Genomic DNA, 20,685 nt, shown 5'->3' with positions numbered 1-20,685 from the left:
TCAGTCCTCCCCCAGGATCTGCGGCACCTTGAAGCGCTGCTGCTCCTGGGCGGGCGCGCCGGACAGCGCCTCCGCCGGGGTCAGGCTGGGCCTGACCTCGTCACGGCGCATGACGTTCGTCAGCGGCAGCGGGTGGGAGGTCGGCGGTACGTCCTCGCCGGCTACCTCGGAGACGCGGGCGACCGCGCCGATGATGGCGTCGAGCTGTCCGGCGAAGTGGTCGAGCTCTTCGTCCTTCAGCTCCAGACGCGACAGCCGGCCGAGGTGGGCGACCTCCTCGCGCGTGATGCCTGGCATGCAGCGATCCTCTGGGGGTGAGTTCGGTCTTTTCGCGCCCAATCCTATGGGCGCGGGCGCCCCGGGGGCGAAACGGTTTGCGCTTCGCCCGGCCGGGGTGCGCCGGGAGGGGCCGGCCGGGCCCATGGTGCCGCCGGGGCGGATGGGGTCCACGGGGCGCCCGCGACGCCGCGCGGCGGGTGCGGGCCCGCTGGTCGAGGGCCCGCAAACGTTACTGCGCGTCGGGGACGGCGGCCCGCTCCTTCGCGGCCTCCAGCTCCGCCGGGCGGCGCCATCCGGAACGGCCGCGCAGCCGCAGCCAGGCCGTGGTCTCCTCCGGGGGCATCGCGGCGGCGACCAGCCAGCCCTGGATCGCGTCGCAGCCGAGGTCCCGCAGGCGCTCCCACGTCTCGTCGTCCTCGACGCCCTCCGCCACGACGAGGAGGCCGAGGGAGTGGGCGAGGTCGACCGTGCAGCGCACGATCTCCGCGTCCTCGGCGTCGACGGACAGCCGCGCGACGAACGAGCGGTCGATCTTCAGCTCGCTCACCGGCAGCCGCCGCAGGTGGACCAGCGAGGAGTACCCGGTGCCGAAGTCGTCCAGCGACATCTTCACCCCGTGCCCGGTCAGCCCGGCCATGGTGTCGGCGGCGCGCTGCGGGTCCTCCAGCAGCACGTGCTCGGTGATCTCCAACTGCAGTGCCCCCGGCGGGACCCCGTGCCGGGCCAGGCGCGCGGCGACGGCCCCGGCGAAACCGGGCGAGTGGACGTCCCGCGGCGAGACGTTGACCGCGACGGGGACGTCGAGGCCCATCGCCCGCCACCGGGCGACCTGCCCGAGGGCGGTCTCCAGGACGTATTCGGTGAGCTGCGGCATGAGCCCGGAGGTCTCGGCGATCGCGATGAACTCCTCGGGGCTCACCCGGCCGCGCTCGGGGTGCACCCAGCGGACCAGCGCCTCCAGGCCGGCCACCTGTCCGTCGAAGCGGACCTTCGGCTGGTAGTGCAGCTCGACCTCACCGCGGTCCAGTGCCCGGCGCAGGTCGCCGAGGAGGCCCAGCCGGTCGGGCGTGTTGCCGTCGCGGGAGGACTCGTAGACCTCGACCCCGCTGCGGTCACGTTTCGCCTGGTACATCGCGACGTCGGCGCGGCGCAGCAGGCCCTCGGCGTCACCGGCGTGATCGGGGTAGACGGCAACCCCGGCGCTGGCCTCGAGCACCAGGGTCAGGCCGTCGAGACTTAACGGCGAGCTCAGCGCGGCGACCAGGGCCCTGGCGATGCGCTGGGCGCGGGTCGGCGCGTCGCAGGTGGGGAGCAGGACGGCGAACTCGTCGCCGCCGAGCCGGGCGACCTCGGCGCCGCGCGGCAGGGCCAGCCGCAGACGGTCCGCGATCTGCACCAGGAGCCGGTCGCCGGCCATGTGGCCCAGGGTGTCGTTGACGGAGCGGAACTTGTCCAGGTCGATCAGGACCAGGGCGGCGCGCTCGCCGCTGCGGGCGGCGTCGTCGAGCGCGGTCCAGGTGCGCTCCAGCAGCCACTGGCGGTTGGGCAGTCCGGTGAGGGGGTCGCGCAGTTGTTCCTCGGCGCGGGCGTGGGCGATCCAGAGGGTGGAGTCGAGCGCGATCAGGGGCACGGCGAACAGCGGCAGCAGCAGGGGCAGATCGGCCGCGACGATGATGATCAGCGGTGAGATGCCGAGCAGTGCGACGCCGACGAAGCCCTGGCGTATCAGGGCGGTGCGGGCCACGGTGGGCAGGGCTCCGGCGCGCGGCACGATCGCGTACCACAGGAGCGTGCGGGTCGCAGCCAGGTAGCCGAGTGCGGCGGCGAGCACCGAGGGAACGGCGGCCATCCCCCAAGTGGCGGGTTGCCAGGGCTGTTCGACGGACGGGTGGGTCCCGAAGGCGGACAGCGCGAGCGAGGCCGCGCCGATGCCGAGGATGTCCACGGCGCCGTGCAGCAGCGCCTCCCGCCAGCGGTGCCGGCGGGCCGCGCCGACCAGGACGACGACGGCCAGGCTGACCAGCACCGCGGGCACCCAGCCGTAGAGCAGCAGCATGGCGAGGGTCAGGGCGGCGCCGGAGCCGGTGCCGCCCCACCAGCGGTCCCGGCCCATGGCGACCAGGTGGCCGACGATGATGCCGGTGAGCACGGCGAACGCCCAGCCGACGTCCCCGCCGGGGAAGAAGGCGTTGCCGTCCACGAGTATCCGGACGACGCCCACGACCAGGGCCGCCGCCGCAGCGCCCACGACCGAGTACCTGAGTGCCGCCGCGGGCAGCACCGGCGCGGCCGGCCCGAGCAGCCGCTGCGCCGGTCCGGCGCTGTCCGTCGGTTCCATGCCCGTACCCTCTCGCAGCCGCGTGTGCCGTTCCACCACACGCCCGTGCCCGCGGGATTGACCACCGGGCTGCTGGAGGGCCCATGCCCGGAAGGCGCGCCTCTCAACAGTAGGCCGATAAAGGCTGTCACGGGCACCGATCGGCTGCTGTTGCCCGAATGGATCCCACCCTCCCGGATCGTTCCACTATGGGCCGAAAGGGTGATGATGGGCTGTCAGCCCTCCGGGTTCACGGCGGCCTCCCGGGCCGCGTCGGCGCCCTGTCCGAGCAGGACGGCGAAGCCGTCCTCGTCCAGGATCGGCACCTTCAGCTGCACCGCCTTGTCGTACTTGGAGCCCGGGCTGTCGCCGACGACCACGAAGTCGGTCTTCTTGGAGACCGATCCGGTGACCTTGGCCCCGCGGCTCACGAGCGCCTCCTTCGCGCCGTCCCGGGTGTGGGTGGCGAGGGTGCCGGTGACGACGACGGTGAGGCCCTCCAGCGGGCGCGGCCCCTCGTCGGAGCCCTCCTCGGTGAACCGGACCCCTGCGGCCTTCCACTTGCGGAGGATCTCGCGGTGCCACTCCTCCTCGTACCACTGCTTGAGGGAGGCCGCGATGATCCCGCCGACGCCGTCGACACCTGCCAGGCGCTCCTCGTCGGCGGCGAAGACGGCGTCCAGGTCGCGGAACTCGCGGGCCAGGGCCTCGGCGGCGACCGGGCCGACGTGACGGATCGACAGGCCCGCGATGATCCGGGCCAGCGGCCGCTCCTTGGCCTGCTGGATGTTCTCCAGCATGGCCACCGCGTTCTTCTTCAGCTCGCCCTGCTGGTTGGCGAAGACCGAGACGACCTTCTCCTCACCGGTCTCCGGGTCGCGCTTGGGCAGGCCGCTGTTCTGGTCGAGGACGTGGGCGCGGATGGGCAGCAGATCCTCGGCGGTGAGGCCGAACAGGTCGCCCTCGTCGCGCAGCGGCGGCTCGGCGGGCTCCAGCGGCCGGGTGAGTGCGGCCGCGGCGACGTAGCCGAAGTTCTCGATGTCCAGGCACTTGCGGCCGCCCAGGTAGAACAGCCGTTCCCGGATCTGCGCCGGGCAGCCCCGCGCGTTGGGGCAGCGCAGGTCGATGTCGCCCTCCTTCATGGGGCGCAGCGGGGTGCCGCACTCGGGGCACTGGGCGGGCATCACGAACTCGCGCTCGTCGCCGTCCCGCAGGTCGACGACCGGGCCGAGGATCTCGGGGATGACGTCACCGGCCTTGCGCAGCACGACGGTGTCGCCGATCAGCACGCCCTTGGCCTTGACCACGTCCTGGTTGTGCAGGGTGGCGAACTCGACCTCCGAGCCGGCGACCGTGACCGGCTCGACCACCGCGTACGGGGTCACCCGGCCCGTGCGGCCGACGCCGACCCGGATGTCGACCAGCTTGGTGTTGACCTCCTCCGGCGCGTACTTCCACGCGATGGCCCAGCGCGGCGCGCGGGCGGTGGAGCCGAGCCGGCCCTGCAGCGGGATCTCGTCGACCTTGACGACGATGCCGTCGATCTCGTGCTCGACGTCGTGGCGGTGCTCGCCGTAGTAGGCGATGGCCTCCTTGACCTCGGCGAGCGTGCCGACCACGCGGGCGTACCTGGTGGTGGGCAGGCCCCACTCGTGCAGCAGCTCGTAGGCGTGCGACTGGCAGTCGATGGTGAAGCCCTCACGGGCGCCGATGCCGTGCACCACCATGTGCAGCGGGCGGCTCGCGGTGACCCGGGGGTCCTTCTGCCGCAGGGAGCCGGCGGCGGCGTTGCGCGGGTTGGCGAAGGGCTTGTCGCCGGCCTCGACCAGACGGGCGTTGAGCTCCTCGAACTTCTCCATCGGGAAGAAGACCTCGCCGCGGATCTCGACCAGCGCGGGGACGCGCTCCCCCGACAGCCGGTCCGGGATCTCGGCGATCGTGCGGACGTTGGGCGTGATGTCCTCGCCGGTGCGGCCGTCACCGCGCGTGGCGCCGCGCACCAGACGGCCGTTCTCGTACGTGAGGTTGACGGCGAGTCCGTCGACCTTCAGCTCGCACAGGAAGTGGTAGGTGCCGCCCTCGCCCGCCGGGGGGCCCAGCTCCGCGGCGAGGCGTTCGGCCCAGGCGTCCAGCTCCTCCTCGGTGAAGGCGTTGTCGAGGGAGAGCATGCGCTCGCGGTGCTCGACGGAGGTGAACTCCGTCGCGTACGCGCCGGCGACCTTCTGGGTCGGCGAGTCCGGCGTGCGCAGCGAGGGGTGCTCGTCCTCCAGCGCCTCCAGCCGCCGCAGCAGCTTGTCGAAGTCGGCGTCGCTGACGACCGGCTGGTCCTTGACGTAGTAGCGGAAGCGGTGCTCCTCGACCTGCTCGGCCAGGGAGGCGTGCAGCTCGCGCGCCTTCGCCGGCACGTCCTCGTTCCTGGCGCCCTCGGGGATCACGGAGTCCTCCACGTCCACGTCCTTCCTCATCCCATCCTCACTCAGGGTTGTCGACGAGCGAGCGTGCCGCCTTCGCGCAGTGCACCAGGGCGGCACGGGCATAGGCCGGCGAGGCCCCCGCCAGACCACAGGACGGGGTCACCGCCACGGAGGTGCCCAGATCTCCCGGGGACAGCCCCAGCCTGCGCCACAGCGCCCGAACACCACTGACGCTACCCGCAGGGTCCGACAATGGGGCGTCGGTCCCCGGGACGACACCGGTGAAGAGCGCGGTTCCCGCCTCGGCCGCCTCACCGAAGGCGTCCCAGTCACTCTCCGTGAGCAGCGAGAAATCGAACGACACCCCCGCCACCCCGGCCCGCCGCAGCAGCGCGAAGGGCACCTCCGGCGCGCAGGAGTGCGCGATCACCGGCACGCCGTCCACACCGCCCACGGCCGCCATGACGTCCCGCAGCGCACCCTCGACGACACCGCGGTCCACCGCGCGGTGCGTGCGGTAGCCGCTGGCGCTCCTGACCCGGCCCTGGAGCACGGCGGTGAGCGAGGGCTCGTCCAGCTGCAGCACGGGCCTCGCGCCGGGCACACGCCGGCGCACGTCCTCCAGGTGCAGTCGCAGTCCCTCCCCGAGCGAGGCGGCCAGGTCACGGCAGGCGCCCGGGTCGGAGAGCGCCGCCTCGCCGTTCTTCAGCTCGACGGAGGCCGCGAGCGTCCACGGCCCGACCGCCTGGAGCTTCAGGGGGCCCTCGTAGCCCTGGGTGAACTCCTCCAGGGCGTCCAGGTCCTCCCCCAGCCACGCCCCGGCCCGGCGGGTGTCCCGGCCCGGCCGGTCGCCGAACCGCCATCCGCTGGGCTCCACGCGCGCGTACAGCTCGACGAGCATCCCGAGCGTGCGGCCGATCATGTCCGCGCCCGGGCCGCGCGCGGGCAGCTCCGGCAGGAACGGCAGCGCCTCCAGCGCGCCGGTCGCCGTCCGCGCCGCCTCGCGCGCGTCACCTCCCGGCATCGAACCCACACCGGTGGCCGCCCCTTCGGGCAGCCGGAACTTCGCTTCGGTTGCTTCCGTGCTCACCGGTGCAGCCTACGTCGGCGCGCCGGTCAGGCTCCCGGCCGGATCGTCAGGTCGTTGATCTCGGCGTCCCGCGGCAGGTCGACCGCCGTCAGGATCGCCGTCGCCACCGACTCGGGGGCGATCCAGCGCGAGGGGTCGTACGTCTTGCCCTCCTGCTGGTGCACCTTGGCCTGCATCGGCGTGGCGGTGCGGCCCGGGTAGACGGAGGTGACCCGCACCCCGTTCGCGTGCTCCTCGTGGCGCAGGGAGTCGGCGAGCGCCTTGAGGCCGTGCTTGCTGGCCGCGTAGGCGCCCCACTCCGCGTGCGCGTTGAGCCCGGCGCCGGAGTTGACGAAGACCACGTGCCCGCGGGAGAGCCGCAGTTGGGGCAGGACGAGGCGGGTCAGCTCGGCCGGGCCCACGAGGTTGGCGGCGAGCGTCCGGTTCCAGGTCTTCGGGGTCAGCTCGCCGACCTGCCCCAGGTCCACGACGCCCGCGATGTGCAGCAGGGAGTCCAGCCGGTCCGGCGGCGACTGGTGGCCCAGCGCCCAGGACAGCCGCTCCGGCTCCGCGAGGTCACCGACGAGGGTGCGCGCGCCCGGGAAGCGGTCGGCCAGCTCCTTGGCGCGTCCGGCGTTGCGGGCCAGCAGCCACAGTTCGTCGCCGCGGTCGAGGAGGCGCTGCGCCACGACGGCGCCGATGCCGGAGCCGGCGCCGGTGATCAGGTGAATCGACATGGGCTCCATGCTGTCATCCCCCGCGGCTCACACGATGCCCGCGTTCTCCTCCAGATAGGCGAGCGCCGAGACGCCGTCCTCGGCGAAGAACACCAGGTCGGTGAGGGGCAGCGGCAGGAAGCCCTCCTCGTCCATGCGCTGGAACTGCTCCTTGAGCCCGTCGTAGAAGCCCGCCGTGTTGAGCAGGACGACCGGCTTGGTGTGCAGCCCGTGCTTCTTCAGCTCCAGGATCTCGGTCGCCTCGTCCAGCGTGCCGGTGCCGCCCACCATGACCACCACGGCGTCCGCGCGGGCCAGCAGCTCCGCCTTGCGCTCGGCGAGGTCGGCCGCGATCACCATCTCGTCGGCGCCCTTGCGGGCCTTGGCCGCGAGGAAGTCCACCGAGACCCCGACCAGGCGCCCGCCGTGCTCCTGCACCCCGTCCGCCATCACCTTCATCAGGCCCACGTCCGAGCCGCCCCACACCAGGGTGTGCCCGCCCTTGCCGATCAACTCGGCGAACTCGCGGGCGGGTTCGGTGTAGCGGGGCTCGAGGTCGGCGGCGGAGAGGAAGACGCAGATGTTCATGCGGGCCAGTCTCGCGCATGGCGCCGGGCGGCGCCGGGCAGGGGGCCGCCCGGCTCGTTCCGTACCCCGCGCCCGGTGCCGGGGCCGCTCAGGCGCTCGCGGCTGCCGGCCGGCTGCGCTCCGTCGTGGCGATCGTCGCCGAGCCGACGACGCGCGTGCCGTCGTAGAGCACGACCGCCTGGCCCGGCGCGACGCCGCGGACGGCTCCGCCGGTGAAGCGGACGCGCAGTTCGCCGCCGGCCAGCTCGGCGGTGACGGGCACGTCGTCGCCGTGGGCGCGCAGCTGCGCGGTGTACGCGCGCTGCCCGGCACCGTCGGGCGCGGTGCCGCACCAGCGCGGGCGGATGGCGGTCAGGGCCGTGACGTCCAGGGCCTCGGCCGGGCCGACGGTCACCGTGTTGTCCACCGGCGAGATGTCGAGCACGTAGCGCGGCTTGCCGTCGGCGGCCGGCACGCCCAGGCGCAGCCCCTTGCGCTGGCCCACGGTGTAGCCGTAGGCGCCGGAGTGGGTGCCCAGGCGGTTGCCGTCCTCGTCGAGGATGTCGCCGTCGGCGGTGCCGAGGCGCCGCGCGAGGAAGCCCTGGGTGTCGCCGTCGGCGATGAAGCAGATGTCGTGGCTGTCCGGCTTCTTCGCCACGGACAGGCCGCGGCGGGCCGCCTCCGCCCGGATCTCGTCCTTGGTGGTGAGGGTGTCGCCGAGCGGGAACATGGCGTGCGCCAGCTGCCGCTCGTCGAGGACACCGAGGACGTACGACTGGTCCTTGGCCGCGTCGGAGGCGCGGTGCAGCTCGCGGGAGCCGTCGGGGTTGGCCACGACGGTGGCGTAGTGGCCGGTGCACACGGCGTCGAAGCCGAGGGCGATCGCCTTGTCGAGCAGCGCGGCGAACTTGATCTTCTCGTTGCAGCGCAGGCAGGGGTTGGGCGTACGGCCCGCGGCGTACTCGGCGACGAAGTCGTCGACGACATCCGCGCGGAAGCGGTCGGCGAGGTCCCAGATGTAGAAGGGGATGCCGATGACGTCCGCGGCGCGGCGGGCGTCGTGGCTGTCCTCGATCGTGCAGCAGCCGCGGGCTCCGGTGCGGAACGACTGCGGGTTCGCGGAGAGGGCGAGGTGCACGCCCGTGACGTCGTGCCCCGCTTCGGCGGCGCGGGCGGCCGCCACGGCCGAGTCGACGCCACCGCTCATCGCGGCGAGCACGCGGAGGCGACGGCCGTCGCCAGGGCCTGTGGGTGCACCGGGGAAGTCAGTCATAGCGCCTCCTAGGGTACGGCGCCCCCGGGGCGTCCTGCGGGGCCGGTCGTCGGGAACGCGGTGCGTGGGCGGGGCGGGTGGTGGTGGGTGCGGTGCCGGGCGGGTGCGGGCGTTGCGCCGGCGGCGGGCTGCCCCCCACCGCCGCAGGCGCTACATCAGCCCCGCGCTGCGGGCGCGGGCCACGGCGGGGGCGATCGCCTCGCCGAGGACCGCGACGTCCTCCGCCGTCGAGGTGTGCCCGAGGGAGAAGCGCAGGGAGCCCCGCGCGAGGTCGGGGTCGGCGCCCATGGCGAGGAGGACGTGGCTGGGCTGGGGGACGCCGGCGGTGCACGCCGACCCGGTGGAGCACTCGATGCCCTGGGCGTCGAGCAGCATCAGCAGGGAGTCCCCCTCGCACCCGGGGAAGGAGAAGTGGGCGCTGGCGGGGAGACGGCCGCCGGGGCCGGGGTCGCCGTTGAGGATGGCCTCGGGGACGGCCTCGCGGACCTTGGCGACCAGGTCGTCGCGCAGGGCGCCGATCTCGCGGGCGAAGTCCTCGCGCCGCTGCGCGGCGAGCGTCCCGGCGACGGCGAACGCGGCGACCGCGGGGACGTCGAGCGTGCCGGAGCGTACGCCGCGCTCCTGGCCGCCGCCGTGGAGGACGGGGACCGGGCCGATCTCGCGCCGGAGCACCAGGGCCCCGACGCCGTACGGGCCGCCGACCTTGTGTCCGGTGACGGTCATCGCGTCGAGCCCGGACGCCGCGAAGTCGACCTCGACCTGCCCGAGGGCCTGGACGGCGTCGGAGTGCAGCGGCACCTCGAACTCCCGGGCCACCGCGCTGAGTTCCGTGACCGGGAAGATCGTGCCGACCTCGTTGTTGGCCCACATCACCGTGGCGAGGGCCACATCGCCCGGGTCGCGGGCGATGGCCTCGCGCAGGGCCTCGGGGTGGACGCGCCCGTAGGCGTCGACCGGGAGCCATTCGACCCGGGCGCCCTCGTGCGTGGCGAGCCAGTCGACGGCGTCGAGGACGGCGTGGTGCTCGACGGGGCTGGCGAGGACCCGGGTGCGCCGGGGGTCGGCGTCGCGGCGGGCCCAGTACAGACCCTTGACCGCCAGGTTGTCGGCCTCGGTGCCGCCCGCGGTGAAGACGATCTCGCTGGGGCGGGCGCCGAGCGCGGCGGCCAGGGACTCCCGGGACTCCTCCACCGTGCGCCTGGCCCGGCGGCCGGCCGCGTGGAGGGAGGATGCGTTGCCCGTGACGGCGAGGTGCGCGGTCATCGCCTCGACGGCCTCCGGCAGCATCGGGGTCGTGGCGGCGTGGTCGAGGTAGGCCATGATGAGCGTGATTCTACGGGCGCCGCGGCCCCCTCCCGGACCGAGGCCCGCCCCGGGGCCCACCGCGCCGGGTGGTGCCCCGCTACAGGTGGAGCTCCTCCGCCGCGGTGGTGCGCCGGTGCCAGGCGCGGGGGGCGCGCCAGTGGAAGCGCATGGCCAGCAGCCTGAGGACGAAGGCGCTGATGACGGCGAGCACCCCGGTGCCGGGGGTCAGGGCCTGGAATTTGATGAGCACCACCACGACGGTGGCCCCCACGATGGCCGGCACCGCGTACAGGTCGCGGTCCCAGCGCAGCAGGGAGGGGACCTCGTTGCCGAGCAGGTCGCGCAGGACGCCGCCGCCGACGGCGGTGGCGAGCCCGAGGGTGGCGGAGGCGGTGAGGTTGAGGCCGTAGTCGTAGGCCTTGGTGGTGCCGGCGACGCAGAAGAGGCCGAGGCCGGCGGCGTCGAAGATGTTGATGGTGGTGTTGATCCGCTCGACCTGGGGGTGCAGGAAGAACACCACCGTGGTGGCGATCAGCGGGGTCAGGAAGTAGCCGAGGTCGGTGAAGGCGGCCGGCGGGACCGCCCCGATGATCAGGTCCCTGATCAGCCCTCCGCCCAGCGCGGTGACCTCGGCGAGGACCGCCATGCCGAAGACGTCGTAGTTCTTGCGTACGGCGAGCAGCGCGCCGGAGATCGCGAAGACGAAGATTCCGACGAGGTCGAGCACGTGCTGGACGGAGTGGCTGAACAGTTCGGTTTGCACCGGCCTCATTGTGCCGGGTGGGTGGCTAGGCCTTCTCGGCCGTCTTCCCGGCCGTGCCGCTGCCGGAGTCGCCGGTGTTCTCCGGGTGGTGGCAGGCCACCTGGTGCCCGGTGGCCAGGAGGGCCAGCGGGGGCTCCGTGGTCTTGCAGACCTCGGTCGCCTTCCAGCAGCGGGTGTGGAAGCGGCAGCCGGGCGGCGGGGCGATCGGCGACGGGACGTCGCCGGTCAGCAGGATCCGCTCGCGCTTGGCGCGCCGCTTCGGGTCCGGCACCGGCACCGCGGAGAGCAGCGCGTTGGTGTACGGGTGCATCGGCTTGGTGTACAGGTCCTCGCGGTCGGCGACCTCGACGATCTTGCCGAGGTACATGACCGCGATGCGGTCCGACACGTGCCGGATGACCGACAGGTCGTGCGCGATGATCACGTAGGTCAGGCCGAGCTCGCTCTGCAGGTCGTCCAGGAGGTTGACCACCTGGGCCTGGATGGACACGTCGAGCGCCGACACCGGCTCGTCCGCGACCACGAGCTTGGGCTTGAGCGCCAGCGCGCGGGCGATGCCGATGCGCTGCCGCTGGCCGCCGGAGAACTCGTGCGGGTAGCGGTTGTAGTGCTCGGGGTTGAGTCCGACCAGCTCCAGGAGGTTCTGCACCTCCTTCTTCACCCCGTTCTCCGTCTGCACCTTCTGCAGCCGGAACGGCGCGCCGACGATGGTGCCGACGGTGTGCCGCGGGTTGAGGGAGGAGTACGGGTCCTGGAAGATCATCTGCACGTCGCGGCGGAGCGGGCGCATGCCCGAGGTGCCCAGGTGCGTGATGTCCCGGCCCTCGAACTCGATCTTCCCGCCGGTCGGTTCGAGCAGCCGGGTGATCAGCCGGCCCATGGTGGACTTGCCGCAGCCGGACTCGCCGACCACGCCGAGGGTCTCCCCGGGATTGACGTGGAAGTCGATGCCGTCGACGGCCTTGACCGCGCCGACCTGGCGCCGCAGCAGACCCTTGGTGATCGGGAAGTGCTTGACCAGGCCGCTCACCTTGAGCAGCGCATCCGACCCGTCGGCGGTCGACTGCTGGGGGATCGTCATCTCCTGGCCTTTCACAGCTTCGGCGCAATCTCTTCGGTCCAGATGCGCTCCCGGTCCGCCGCGCCCAGGTGGCACGCGGCGTGGTGCCGGCTGCCGACCTCGCGCAGTTCCGGAACGACGGTGGTGCTGGCGCCGCCGGTGAGCTCCGCGTACGGGCAGCGCGGGTGGAAGGCGCAGCCGGACGGAATGTTGATGAGGCTCGGCGGCGAGCCCTTGACCGGGTTGAGCCGTTCGGTGCGCTCACGGTCCAGGCGGGGCATCGAGCCCAGCAGGCCCCAGGTGTAGGGGTGTTGCGGCTCGTAGAAGACCTTGTCGGCCGGTCCGCGCTCCACGCAGCGTCCGCCGTACATCACCAGGATGTCGTCCGCGAGCTCGGCGACGACGCCGAGGTCGTGGGTGATGATGATGACCGCGGAGCCGAACTCCTTCTGCAGGTCCCGGATGAGGTCCAGGATCTGCGCCTGCACGGTCACGTCGAGCGCGGTGGTCGGCTCGTCCGCGATGAGCAGGTCGGGGTTGTTGGACAGCGCCATGGCGATCATCGCGCGCTGCCGCATGCCGCCGGAGAACTGGTGCGGGTAGTCGTCGACCCGCTTGTCGGGCTGCGGGATGCCGACGCGGTCGAGCATCTCGATCGCGCGCTTGCGGGCCACGGCCTTGGACACGTCGTGGTGCACCCGGTACGCCTCGACGATCTGCGCGCCGACGGTGAAGTAGGGGTGCATCGCGGACAGCGGGTCCTGGAAGATCATCGCGGCGTCCTTGCCGCGCAACCGCCGGACCTCGTCCGGGTCGGCCGAGAGCAGCTCCTTGCCGTCGAGCCAGATCTCGCCGGACATCTGCGCCCTGCTGCGGCCGTACTGGCCGGCCCGGTGCAGACCCATGATCGCCAGGGACGTCACCGACTTGCCGGAGCCGGACTCGCCGACGATGCCGAGGGTCTTGCCCTTCTCCAGCTGGAAGGAGAGGCCGTCGACGGACTTCACCAGACCGTCGTCGGTCGGGAAGTGCACCTTGAGGTCGCGGACCTCCAGGAACGCCGTGGGCTGCCCCGCCTTCCCGGCCACCGGCTCGTTCGGCGCGGCATCCGCCCCGGTGCCGGACTTCTGGATGGGGAGGTCGGTCATGACAGCCTCACGCGCGGGTCGACGACGGCGTACAGCAGGTCTACGAGGAGGTTGGCCACCACCACGGCGACGGCCGCGATCAGCGTGACGCCGAGGATCAGCGGGAAGTCCTTGTCCGAGATCGCCTTCACCGCCGCCTGGCCGATGCCCGGCAGGCTGAACGTCGTCTCGGTGAGGATCGCGCCGCCGACGAGGGCGCCGAGGTCCATGCCGAGGATGGTGAGCACCGGGGTCATCGTCGAGCGCATGGCGTGCTTGCCGATGACGACCGGCTCGCGCAGGCCCTTGGCACGCGCGGTGCGGATGTAGTCCTCGCCCATGATCTCGAGCATGGTGGCCCGGGTCATCCGGGCGTACATGGCGGCGTAGAGGAAGGCGAGCGAGACCCAGGGCAGGAGCATGCCGCCGAACCAGCCGGATGGTGAATCACCGAACGGCACGTATTGGCCGTCGATCCATCCGAGCCCGTAGACGACCACCGCGAGGGCGATCATGCCGGTGAAGTAGATGGGGAGCGAGACGCCGGCGAGCGCCACCGTCATCAGGGAGCGGTCCAGTACGGAGCCGCGCTTGAGGGCGGAGACGACACCGGTGCCGACGCCGACGATCACCCAGATGACGCAGGCGCCGGCGGCCAGCTGCAGGGTCACCGGGAGACGGTCCGTCAGGACCGGCCAGATCGCCTGCTCGTTGCGGAAGGAGTAGCCGAAGCAAGGGGCGGGGCAGTGCGTGACGTCCGCGCCGTTGGCGTAGTCACGCCCGGCGAACAGCCCCCACAGGAACTTGCCGAACTGCACGAGGATGGGATCGTCGAGGCCCATCTTCTTCCGAATGCCCTCGAGGGAGGCCGGATCCGCCTGCTTCCCGATGAAGTAGGTGGCGGGGTCGACTCCGACCCATTTGGGGATCAGGAAGAAGATCCCGAAGGTCACCAACGTGATGACCAGCAACATGACGACGACAGCGAACAGTCGCCGGATGATGTATGCAAGCACTGTGCTCGGCCCGGCGGCGGCCCGGGGGTTCCCCGGGCCGCCGCACGCGGCCATCACCTGCCCTTCGTGCCTAGCGGGTGTGGCACTCGATCGATTCGAGGGTTGTTACTGCACGCCCAGCGAGGCGTAGTCGTAGCGGCCGTTGTACGCGTCGGCCGTGTAGACGTTGGTCAGGCGGGAGCTGCGCCAGATGATGTTCTTCTCGAAGGTGAAGGGCAGGTAGTACGCGCCCTCGGAGACCTTCTGGTTGATCTGCTTGTACAGCTCGGCCGCGGCGTTCGCGTCGGTCTGCTGCAGCGCCTGGTCGAACAGGCCGTCGATCGACTTGTCCTTGATCTCGGCGAAGTTGTTGTTGCCGCTCTCCAGGATGAACCGGCTGTCGACCAGCGGCTGGAGGAAGCCCTGGCCCGACGGGAAGTCGGCGCCCCAGCCCATGATGATGATGCCGTAGTTCTTGGACTTGACCGTCTTCGGGGCACCGATGATGCCGGAGGTCTGCGCACCGTCGAACTCGTCGAGCTCGGTGGTGATGCCGACCTTCTTCAGCGACTCCTGCAGCGACTCGGCCGTGGCGATCTCGATCGGCTTGTTGTTGCGGACCGCGATCGTGGTCTTGAAGCCGTTGGGCTGGCCGCAGGCCTTGAGCTCCTTCTTGGCCTCTTCGACGTTGCCCGAGGTGTCCTTCAGGACGTTGTACGGGTCGTAGTTGCCGTCGGCGCCCTTGATGCCCAGCGGGAGCATGTTCGGGGCGATGGCGCCGCCGGCCTGCGGGCCGCCACGGGCGGTCTGCAGCGACTTGTGGTCGGCGGCGAGGATGACCGCCTTGCGGCAGTGGATGTTGTCCATCGGCTTGACCGTGGTCGGGAAGACCGCGTAACGGATGAAGCCGGTGTCCGGGTTGTCGGCGTTGCCCTTGTTCTTGCCGAGCACCTCGGCGCGCGCGGCCTGGCCGACGCCGGTGGCGTTGAGGTCCAGGTCGTAGTCGCCGTTGATCAGGCGCTTGTCCATGTCGTCGGCGTTGGTGGTCAGGGTGACCGTGATCTTGTCCGGCAGCGCCTTGCGGAGGTCGTCGGTGGACGCGCTCCAGTTGGTGTTCCGGACCAGGACCATCGACTTGTTCGGCGTGTACGACTCGAACTTGTACGGGCCGCTGGAGAACGGCTTGAGGCCGTACTTCGCGCCGGTGTCCTTGGCCGCGGGGACCGGGGAGCCGGACGGCATCGCGAGCATCTGCTCGAAGTCGCTGTTCGGCGTCGCCAGGTGGAAGGTGATGGTCTTGTCGTCCGGCGTCTCGACGGCCTTCAGACCGAGCTTGTCGGGCGAGGTGTCCTTGTACGGGCCCTTGTACTCACCCTTGGGGTCGAGCACCTGCTGCAGGTAGATCGGGCCGCCGGAGATGACGTCCTGCGCCCAGATGCGCTCGATGCCGTACTTGATGTCCTTGGAGGTCAGCGGGGAGCCGTCCTCCCACTTCAAGCCGTCCTTCAGGGTGTACGTGTAGGTCTTGCCGCCGTCGCTGACCTTCGCGAGGCCGCTGGCGAGGTCCGGCTTCAGCGTGGTGCTGCCGAGACCCGGCTCCGGGGTGAAGGAGACCAGCTGGCGGGTGTAGTACCGGGCGAAGTCCCACATGAAGCCGTAGTAGCCACGCTGCGGGTCCCAGGAGTCGGCGTCCTGCGTCCCGATGAACTTGAGCGTGCCGCCCTTCTTGTCGGACGCGTTCGCCACCTTGTTGACGGCGGCGTTGAATCCGGGGGCCTTGGCGTTGCCGTCGGACTTGCCGCCACCGCCGCCTCCGCCGCAAGCGGCGGTGGACAGCAGTGCGGCGACCACGACGGCCGTCCCTGCGGCCAGCCTGCGCCTCGATGAGCGTGGGGATGTCACTTTTTCGTAACCTCCGTGATTCGCGGTCCGCGACTTTCGGCGGACCTGCGGTCCTTCTCGGTGAGAAGCCACCTGACGGGAATGGCAGGGGCGGTGTGCGAGGGCTAGCGGGAGCCCTTCGGGTCCAGCGCATCCCGTACGCCGTCACCGAAGAGGTTGAAGGCGAGCACGGTGATGAAGATCGCCAGGCCCGGGATCAGCATGAAGATCGGGTCCGTCTCGTAGAAGGACAGCGCCTTGAACAGCATCTGTCCCCACGACGAGGTGGGCGGCTTCACGCCGACCCCGAGGAAGCTCAGGGCGGCCTCGGTGAGGATGTTCGTCGGGATCATCAGCGTCGCGTAGACGGTGATCGGGGCGACGAGGTTGGGCAGCAGTTCCCGGAAGAGGATGTAGCCGCGGCCGGCGCCGAGGCTGCGGGCCGCGTCGACGTACTCGCGTTCCCTCAGGCTCAGGGTCTGGCCGCGGACGATGCGCCCGACGTACGGCCAGCCGAAGAACCCGATGACGACGACCAGGACGCCCATGCGAACGCCGGTGCCGCTGAAGCCCAGCAGCGAGTTCGGCATGACCGAGACCAGGGACATGATGAAGAGCAGCTGGGGGAAGGCCAGGAGGACGTCCATCACGCGGCCGATGGCGGCGTCGACCCAGCCGCCGAAGTAACCGGCCATGATGCCGAAGAAGGTGCCGAGGACCACCGCGACGATCGCCGACAGGAAGGCCACCAGCAGGGAGATCCGCGTCCCGTAGACGATGCGGCTGAAGACGTCGCGGCCGTTGACCGGCTCCACACCGAAGAGGTAATCCCCGCTGATGCCGCCCCACTTGCCGGTGGGGGTGCCGAAGAGCGGGTCGATCTTGTTCTCGTGGAAGTCGTTCGGCGGATGACCGAGGGCGCTGACGATGAGGGGGGCGAAGATCGCGACCAGGATGAGGAAGACGACGATCACGCCGCCTGCCAGCGCCACTTTGTCGCGCTTGAGGCGCATCCATGCGATACGCCCGGGCGAACGCCCCTCGATGGCCTTCGCGGGTATGTCGGCGGCGACGTCGGCGACGGCCGTCTCGGCGGTGTCGTGCAGCGGTGCTGTCATGTCTCCTCGTGCATCCCCCTGCCGGCGGTGGCCGGCTTCGCCTGGCCGTCCGCCCGGGTCGACGGAGCGGACCGACCATGTCGGGCGCAGCTCTTGATGGTGGTGCGGTGGCGCTGGGCTGTGTGTTTGGCTTGTGATGAATCGTTAAGGCGACGTGTGAGCCGCCTTGGTGCGCGAGTCTTCATGGGGCGTGGATCACGCGCCAGACCCCACAGGGAAGCGATGCGCAACCGTGATGTGGTGAGCCTTCGTCCGTTATTACCGCAGTGTTACGCGCGTTGACAGATCGCCGCGATGCGATGGGAGTCGCTACCTTCGACGCCATGAATGATCGGCTTCGCTCGGTGTGCGACCTGATGGTCCCCGTGGTCAGGGAGATGGCGGGACTCCACGAGTACGACGGCCAGGTGCAGGACCTGTCACCCGACGGCGTCCGCCGCGGACTGTCCTCGCTCACCCACGCCCGGCTCCGCGAACCGGCCCTTCCCGACCCCCACGACGAGCGGCACCTGGCGGTCTTCGAGGACACCCTCAAGGTCCAGTACGGCGAGCTGGAACTGCACCGGCGTGACCCATATCCGCATTTGTCCAACCTCGAACTCACCGCGTACGACCGCGAGTACGCGCCCCGCCAGGAGCTGGCCGAGGCCCGCGGCCGCCACCTCCAGCAGTGGCCGGACGCCGTCGACGCGGCCATCGCGTCGCTCGACCGGGTGAGCGCGCCGGTCGCCGGGGCACTCCTCGGGGCGGTCCGCGGCCTGGCCGCCGGCCTCGACCCGGACCGGGAGCCGGAGGCCGGTCCCGCGCTCGCCGCGCACGCCCGGCTGGTCGACCACATCGCCCGTGCCGCGGAGACCGGCGACCCCGACCCGCGGCTCGGCGGGGAGGCGCTGGCGCTCCTGATGGGCAGTCAGGAAGGCCTGCGGGTCGACCTCTCGGCGCTCGCCGACGAGGCCGAGCGCGAGCGGGACCGGCTCACCGGGCTCCTCACGGAGTCCTGCGGACGGCTGGACCCCAAGGCCACCGTGGACGAGCTCATCCCCCGGCTGCTCGCCGACCATCCGGACGCGGACGGGGTCATCCCCGAGGCCGCCCGGCTCACGGACGAGGTCATCGAGTTCACCCGGCAGCGGGGGCTCGTGCCCTGGCTCGACGGCGACTGCCTCGTCGGGCCGGCACCGCCGTCGCGCCGCTGGTCCATGGCGATGATGACCTGGGCCGCCCCGGAGGAGGCCGATTCCGCCTCCTGGTACCACGTCACCCCGCCGGAGCCGGACTGGCCGGAGGAGGAACGCGAGGAGTGGCTCTCGGTCTTCAGCCGTACGAGCCTGCCGGCGATCACCGTCCACGAGGTGGCGCCCGGCCATTTCGCCCACGGCAGGGCATTGCGGCACGCACCCACGCAGGTGCGGCGGGTCCTGCACTCGCTGTCCTTCTGCGAGGGCTGGGCGCACTACGTCGAGGAGGTCTGCCTCGAGGAGGGCTTCCGGGCCCGCGACCCCCGCTTCGCGATCGGCGTCGCCCTGGAGGCGCTCGTGCGCGTCACCCGGCTCGCGTGCGCGATCGGGCTGCACACGGGGGCGATGACGCTGGAGGAGGCCACGCAGCGCTTCATGCGGGACGCCCACCTCGCCCGGGCCGGCGCGGCCTCCGAGGCACGGCGCGGCACCTTCGACGCGGCGTACGGCCGTTACACCTGGGGCAAGTTGGAGATCATGCGGCTGCGCGAGCGGGCCCGGCGCGCCTGGGGGCCCGAGTTCTCGCTGCAGCGGTTCCACGGGGCGCTGCTGGAGCTGGGGAGCCCGCCGCTGGGGCTCATCGACTCGGTCCTGTGAGGGGCGGCCCCCCGCGGGCCCGGCGTCGTCGGTGTGGTGTGTGGGCGGGTGCGGGTGCGGGTGCGTTGCGCCTGCGGCGGCCCGGCTCCCGCCCGCCCGCCCGTCGCCGGCACCGTTGCCTGAACGCGGGGGCGGGCGACAAGCCGCCGACGCACCGCCACCACCCCCAGGGGCCACCCGCACCCGTCCAGGGCGCCGCACGCGTGGGCGGGGGGAAAGCCCGCCGCAGGCGCGACGGCGCGCAAGCCGCCGGCGAACAGGCACAACGACCCCCGGAAACCGCCGGAGGCCTCAGTAGGGCTGGGGGGCCCAGCCGTAGGTCGTGCCGGGGACACCCGGCGCACCCGGTGCGCCGTGGGCGTCGCGGGAGTAGAAGGGCTGCGCGGAGGCCCGCATCCACATGCCCACCGGGTCGTACTCGTCCGTGAGCGCGACCGTGGCGACCGGCAGCCCCTGCGGCACCGCCCCGAGGGCGGACTGCATCATCAGGCGCACCGTTTCGGCGGCCTGGGGCCCGGCGTCGTAGAGGTCGACGCCGATCGCGAGGTACGGCTCCCCCAGCGCGGGCTGGACCCATGCGCGCCGCAGCGAGCGGACGGCCTGGGTGCGATGGGCCTGCTGGGACAACAGGGCGTAGTACTGGGGGATCTGGAGCGCGGGCTCGCCGATCCGCAGCGGTCCGGCCGGGGAGCGGTCGAGCCCGAGGCAGACGCGCCGCAGGTCGAGCCAGGGGATGCCGACGCCGCCGCCGGGGGCGTGCGGGTTGAGCCACAGGCCCCAGCGGTCGGGGAAGAGCGAGGCCGCGATCTCACGACCGGAGACCACCTCGTGGGCCCGGTTCCAGCCGCAGGCGGAGAACTCCTGCGGTGAGGTCACGCAGGGCGCGTAGCCGTGGCCGGCGACCTCCATGTTGCCGTACTGCGCGTCCGACCCGCCGGGGGTGCCCTGCCAGAGCAGCATCCACACCTGGCTGTCGGCGAGGGTCCGCAGCACTTCCTCGTAGGCGTCGTACCTACCGGGCGTCACCTGCCGGAGCGCATGCTCCAGCCCCCCGCCCCCTCCCACGCCGGCGCTCACGTGTCCCGCCCTTCCGCGTCTGCCTCGTCCGCGTCGTCTGCTTCGCCGAATGCCTCGGGTGTCGTGTCGGACCCAGGTTATGCGCCCGTGCCGACATAGAAGGGTCGCACGCGCTCCAGCATCCAGTCGCCGATGGGGTCCTGTGCGACGTCCAGCAGCACCAGGTTGACCTGCCAGGGCAGCGGTACGGCGCCGAGCGCGCGCCCGAGGGCGGCCATGGCGGCGGCCCGGTCCTCCTCCTGCCAGCGGTCGAGCTCGACGCCGACGAAGAGCGTGGCGGGATCGCCCTCGACGCTGGCCAGCGCGCGGCGGGCGGAGAGCACGACGGGGAGCACGGCGAACTCGCCCGCGGCGGCGGCCAGGAAGTCGACCGGCTCCTCGTCCGGCGAGGGTTCCCACAGCCGGACCCGGGCCCCGGTCGGGGTGCCGGGCTCGCGGTCGGTGCGGCACAGCTCCATCACGGCGGCGGGCGGCAGCGGGATGCCCACCGCGCCACCGGGGTTCACGGCGATCCCGAGCTGCGGGGGCAGCCCGCGGGCGAACTCGCGGGCGGGGGCGACGGCGAAGCTCATGCCGGAACCGGCGGCGAGGAACTGCTGTTCGGAGCTGAAGACCGGGACGTAGACGCCGCCTTCGAGTTCGAGGGTCGGCAGGTCGAGGTCGGTGCTGTCGGGGCCGCCGCCGTTCGGCAGCGGGATCCACAACTGCGAGCGCCCGAGCACCTCCAGGACGCGGGCCGTGGCACCCGGGTCGCCGAGTGCCGCGGAGAGCACTTCCTCGAGTTCGTTGGCGGGCCAGCCGCCGCCACCGTGGCCCGCCGGGGCGAAGCCGTCCGGTATCCGCTGCCCCGGGATGTTCACTGCGTCTCGCCTCGCAATTTCCTGTGGTG

The 20,685-nt window shown here is 72.0% G+C and carries 17 protein-coding genes; 1 reads left to right on the top strand and 16 read right to left on the bottom strand.

From position 1 onward, the window contains the following. The 14 genes from gatC to ACFV3E_RS31675 all read right to left on the bottom strand — a co-directional run bounded on the left by gatC (position 1) and on the right by ACFV3E_RS31675 (position 16,884). A complete protein-coding gene (gene gatC / locus ACFV3E_RS31740; RefSeq protein ID WP_500537785.1) occupies positions 1 to 297 on the bottom strand; it encodes an Asp-tRNA(Asn)/Glu-tRNA(Gln) amidotransferase subunit GatC in 297 nt (98 codons plus the stop codon). Positions 298 to 508: 211 nt separating this feature from the next. Further along, a complete protein-coding gene (locus tag ACFV3E_RS31735; RefSeq protein WP_499514143.1) occupies positions 509 to 2,617 on the bottom strand; it encodes a putative bifunctional diguanylate cyclase/phosphodiesterase in 2,109 nt (702 codons plus the stop codon). A gap of 215 nt (positions 2,618 to 2,832) precedes the next feature. Further along, a complete protein-coding gene (gene ligA, locus ACFV3E_RS31730) occupies positions 2,833 to 5,061 on the bottom strand; it encodes an NAD-dependent DNA ligase LigA (protein ID WP_500537784.1) in 2,229 nt (742 codons plus the stop codon). Between the two features lie 7 nt (positions 5,062 to 5,068). Continuing rightward, the gene (locus ACFV3E_RS31725; protein WP_500537813.1) at positions 5,069 to 6,034 is read right to left on the bottom strand and encodes a methionine synthase; all 966 of its coding nucleotides are present in this window, start codon (positions 6,032 to 6,034) and stop codon (positions 5,069 to 5,071) included. A gap of 92 nt (positions 6,035 to 6,126) precedes the next feature. Next, positions 6,127 to 6,816: an SDR family oxidoreductase gene (locus ACFV3E_RS31720; RefSeq protein WP_500537783.1), complete on the bottom strand. Its 690-nt coding sequence runs from the start codon at positions 6,814 to 6,816 to the stop codon at positions 6,127 to 6,129. Positions 6,817 to 6,843: 27 nt separating this feature from the next. Next, positions 6,844 to 7,383, bottom strand: coding sequence for an LOG family protein (locus ACFV3E_RS31715; protein ID WP_500537782.1), 540 nt, complete (start codon positions 7,381 to 7,383; stop codon positions 6,844 to 6,846). A gap of 88 nt (positions 7,384 to 7,471) precedes the next feature. Beyond that, positions 7,472 to 8,635 carry a tRNA 2-thiouridine(34) synthase MnmA gene (gene mnmA, locus ACFV3E_RS31710; protein WP_500537781.1) on the bottom strand — a complete coding sequence of 388 codons (1,164 nt, stop codon included), beginning with the start codon at positions 8,633 to 8,635 and terminating at the stop codon, positions 7,472 to 7,474. Positions 8,636 to 8,785: 150 nt separating this feature from the next. Continuing rightward, the gene (locus ACFV3E_RS31705) at positions 8,786 to 9,955 is read right to left on the bottom strand and encodes a cysteine desulfurase family protein (protein ID WP_500537780.1); all 1,170 of its coding nucleotides are present in this window, start codon (positions 9,953 to 9,955) and stop codon (positions 8,786 to 8,788) included. Between the two features lie 82 nt (positions 9,956 to 10,037). Further along, positions 10,038 to 10,703 carry a trimeric intracellular cation channel family protein gene (locus tag ACFV3E_RS31700; protein ID WP_500366129.1) on the bottom strand — a complete coding sequence of 222 codons (666 nt, stop codon included), beginning with the start codon at positions 10,701 to 10,703 and terminating at the stop codon, positions 10,038 to 10,040. Positions 10,704 to 10,728: 25 nt separating this feature from the next. Further along, entirely contained in the window at positions 10,729 to 11,784 is a 1,056-nt protein-coding gene (locus ACFV3E_RS31695; RefSeq protein WP_500366131.1) for an ABC transporter ATP-binding protein, read from the bottom strand. Between the two features lie 11 nt (positions 11,785 to 11,795). Further along, positions 11,796 to 12,911, bottom strand: coding sequence for an ABC transporter ATP-binding protein (locus ACFV3E_RS31690; RefSeq protein ID WP_500537779.1), 1,116 nt, complete (start codon positions 12,909 to 12,911; stop codon positions 11,796 to 11,798). Then, on the bottom strand, positions 12,908 to 13,906 hold the full coding sequence (locus ACFV3E_RS31685) for an ABC transporter permease (RefSeq protein WP_500537778.1): 999 nt from the start codon (positions 13,904 to 13,906) through the stop codon (positions 12,908 to 12,910). The genes ACFV3E_RS31690 and ACFV3E_RS31685 overlap by 4 nt, the downstream gene beginning before the upstream one ends. 105 nt (positions 13,907 to 14,011) lie before the next feature. Continuing rightward, entirely contained in the window at positions 14,012 to 15,787 is a 1,776-nt protein-coding gene (locus tag ACFV3E_RS31680) for an ABC transporter substrate-binding protein (RefSeq protein ID WP_500537777.1), read from the bottom strand. Between the two features lie 104 nt (positions 15,788 to 15,891). Further along, positions 15,892 to 16,884: an ABC transporter permease gene (locus tag ACFV3E_RS31675; RefSeq protein WP_500366138.1), complete on the bottom strand. Its 993-nt coding sequence runs from the start codon at positions 16,882 to 16,884 to the stop codon at positions 15,892 to 15,894. A 323-nt stretch (positions 16,885 to 17,207) separates the two neighbouring features. On the opposite strand from ACFV3E_RS31675, the gene ACFV3E_RS31670 reads away from it, so the two are divergent. Next, entirely contained in the window at positions 17,208 to 18,719 is a 1,512-nt protein-coding gene (locus tag ACFV3E_RS31670; RefSeq protein WP_500537776.1) for a DUF885 family protein, read from the top strand. Between the two features lie 291 nt (positions 18,720 to 19,010). Here the strand turns inward: ACFV3E_RS31670 and ACFV3E_RS31665 are convergent, their stop codons facing one another. Both ACFV3E_RS31665 and ACFV3E_RS31660 read right to left on the bottom strand, forming a co-directional pair. Continuing rightward, positions 19,011 to 19,796, bottom strand: coding sequence for an enhanced serine sensitivity protein SseB C-terminal domain-containing protein (locus ACFV3E_RS31665; RefSeq protein WP_500366142.1), 786 nt, complete (start codon positions 19,794 to 19,796; stop codon positions 19,011 to 19,013). A 77-nt stretch (positions 19,797 to 19,873) separates the two neighbouring features. Then, entirely contained in the window at positions 19,874 to 20,656 is a 783-nt protein-coding gene (locus ACFV3E_RS31660; protein ID WP_500330428.1) for an enhanced serine sensitivity protein SseB, read from the bottom strand. Positions 20,657 to 20,685: the final 29 nt, after the last annotated feature.

It is taken from the genome of Streptomyces sp. NPDC059718 (genome assembly GCF_042733315.1).
In the GTDB taxonomy this organism is placed as follows: domain Bacteria; phylum Actinomycetota; class Actinomycetes; order Streptomycetales; family Streptomycetaceae; genus Actinacidiphila.
The sequence above is the reverse complement of the archived record's forward strand: the minus strand, read 5'-3'. Positions and strand labels throughout refer to the sequence as shown.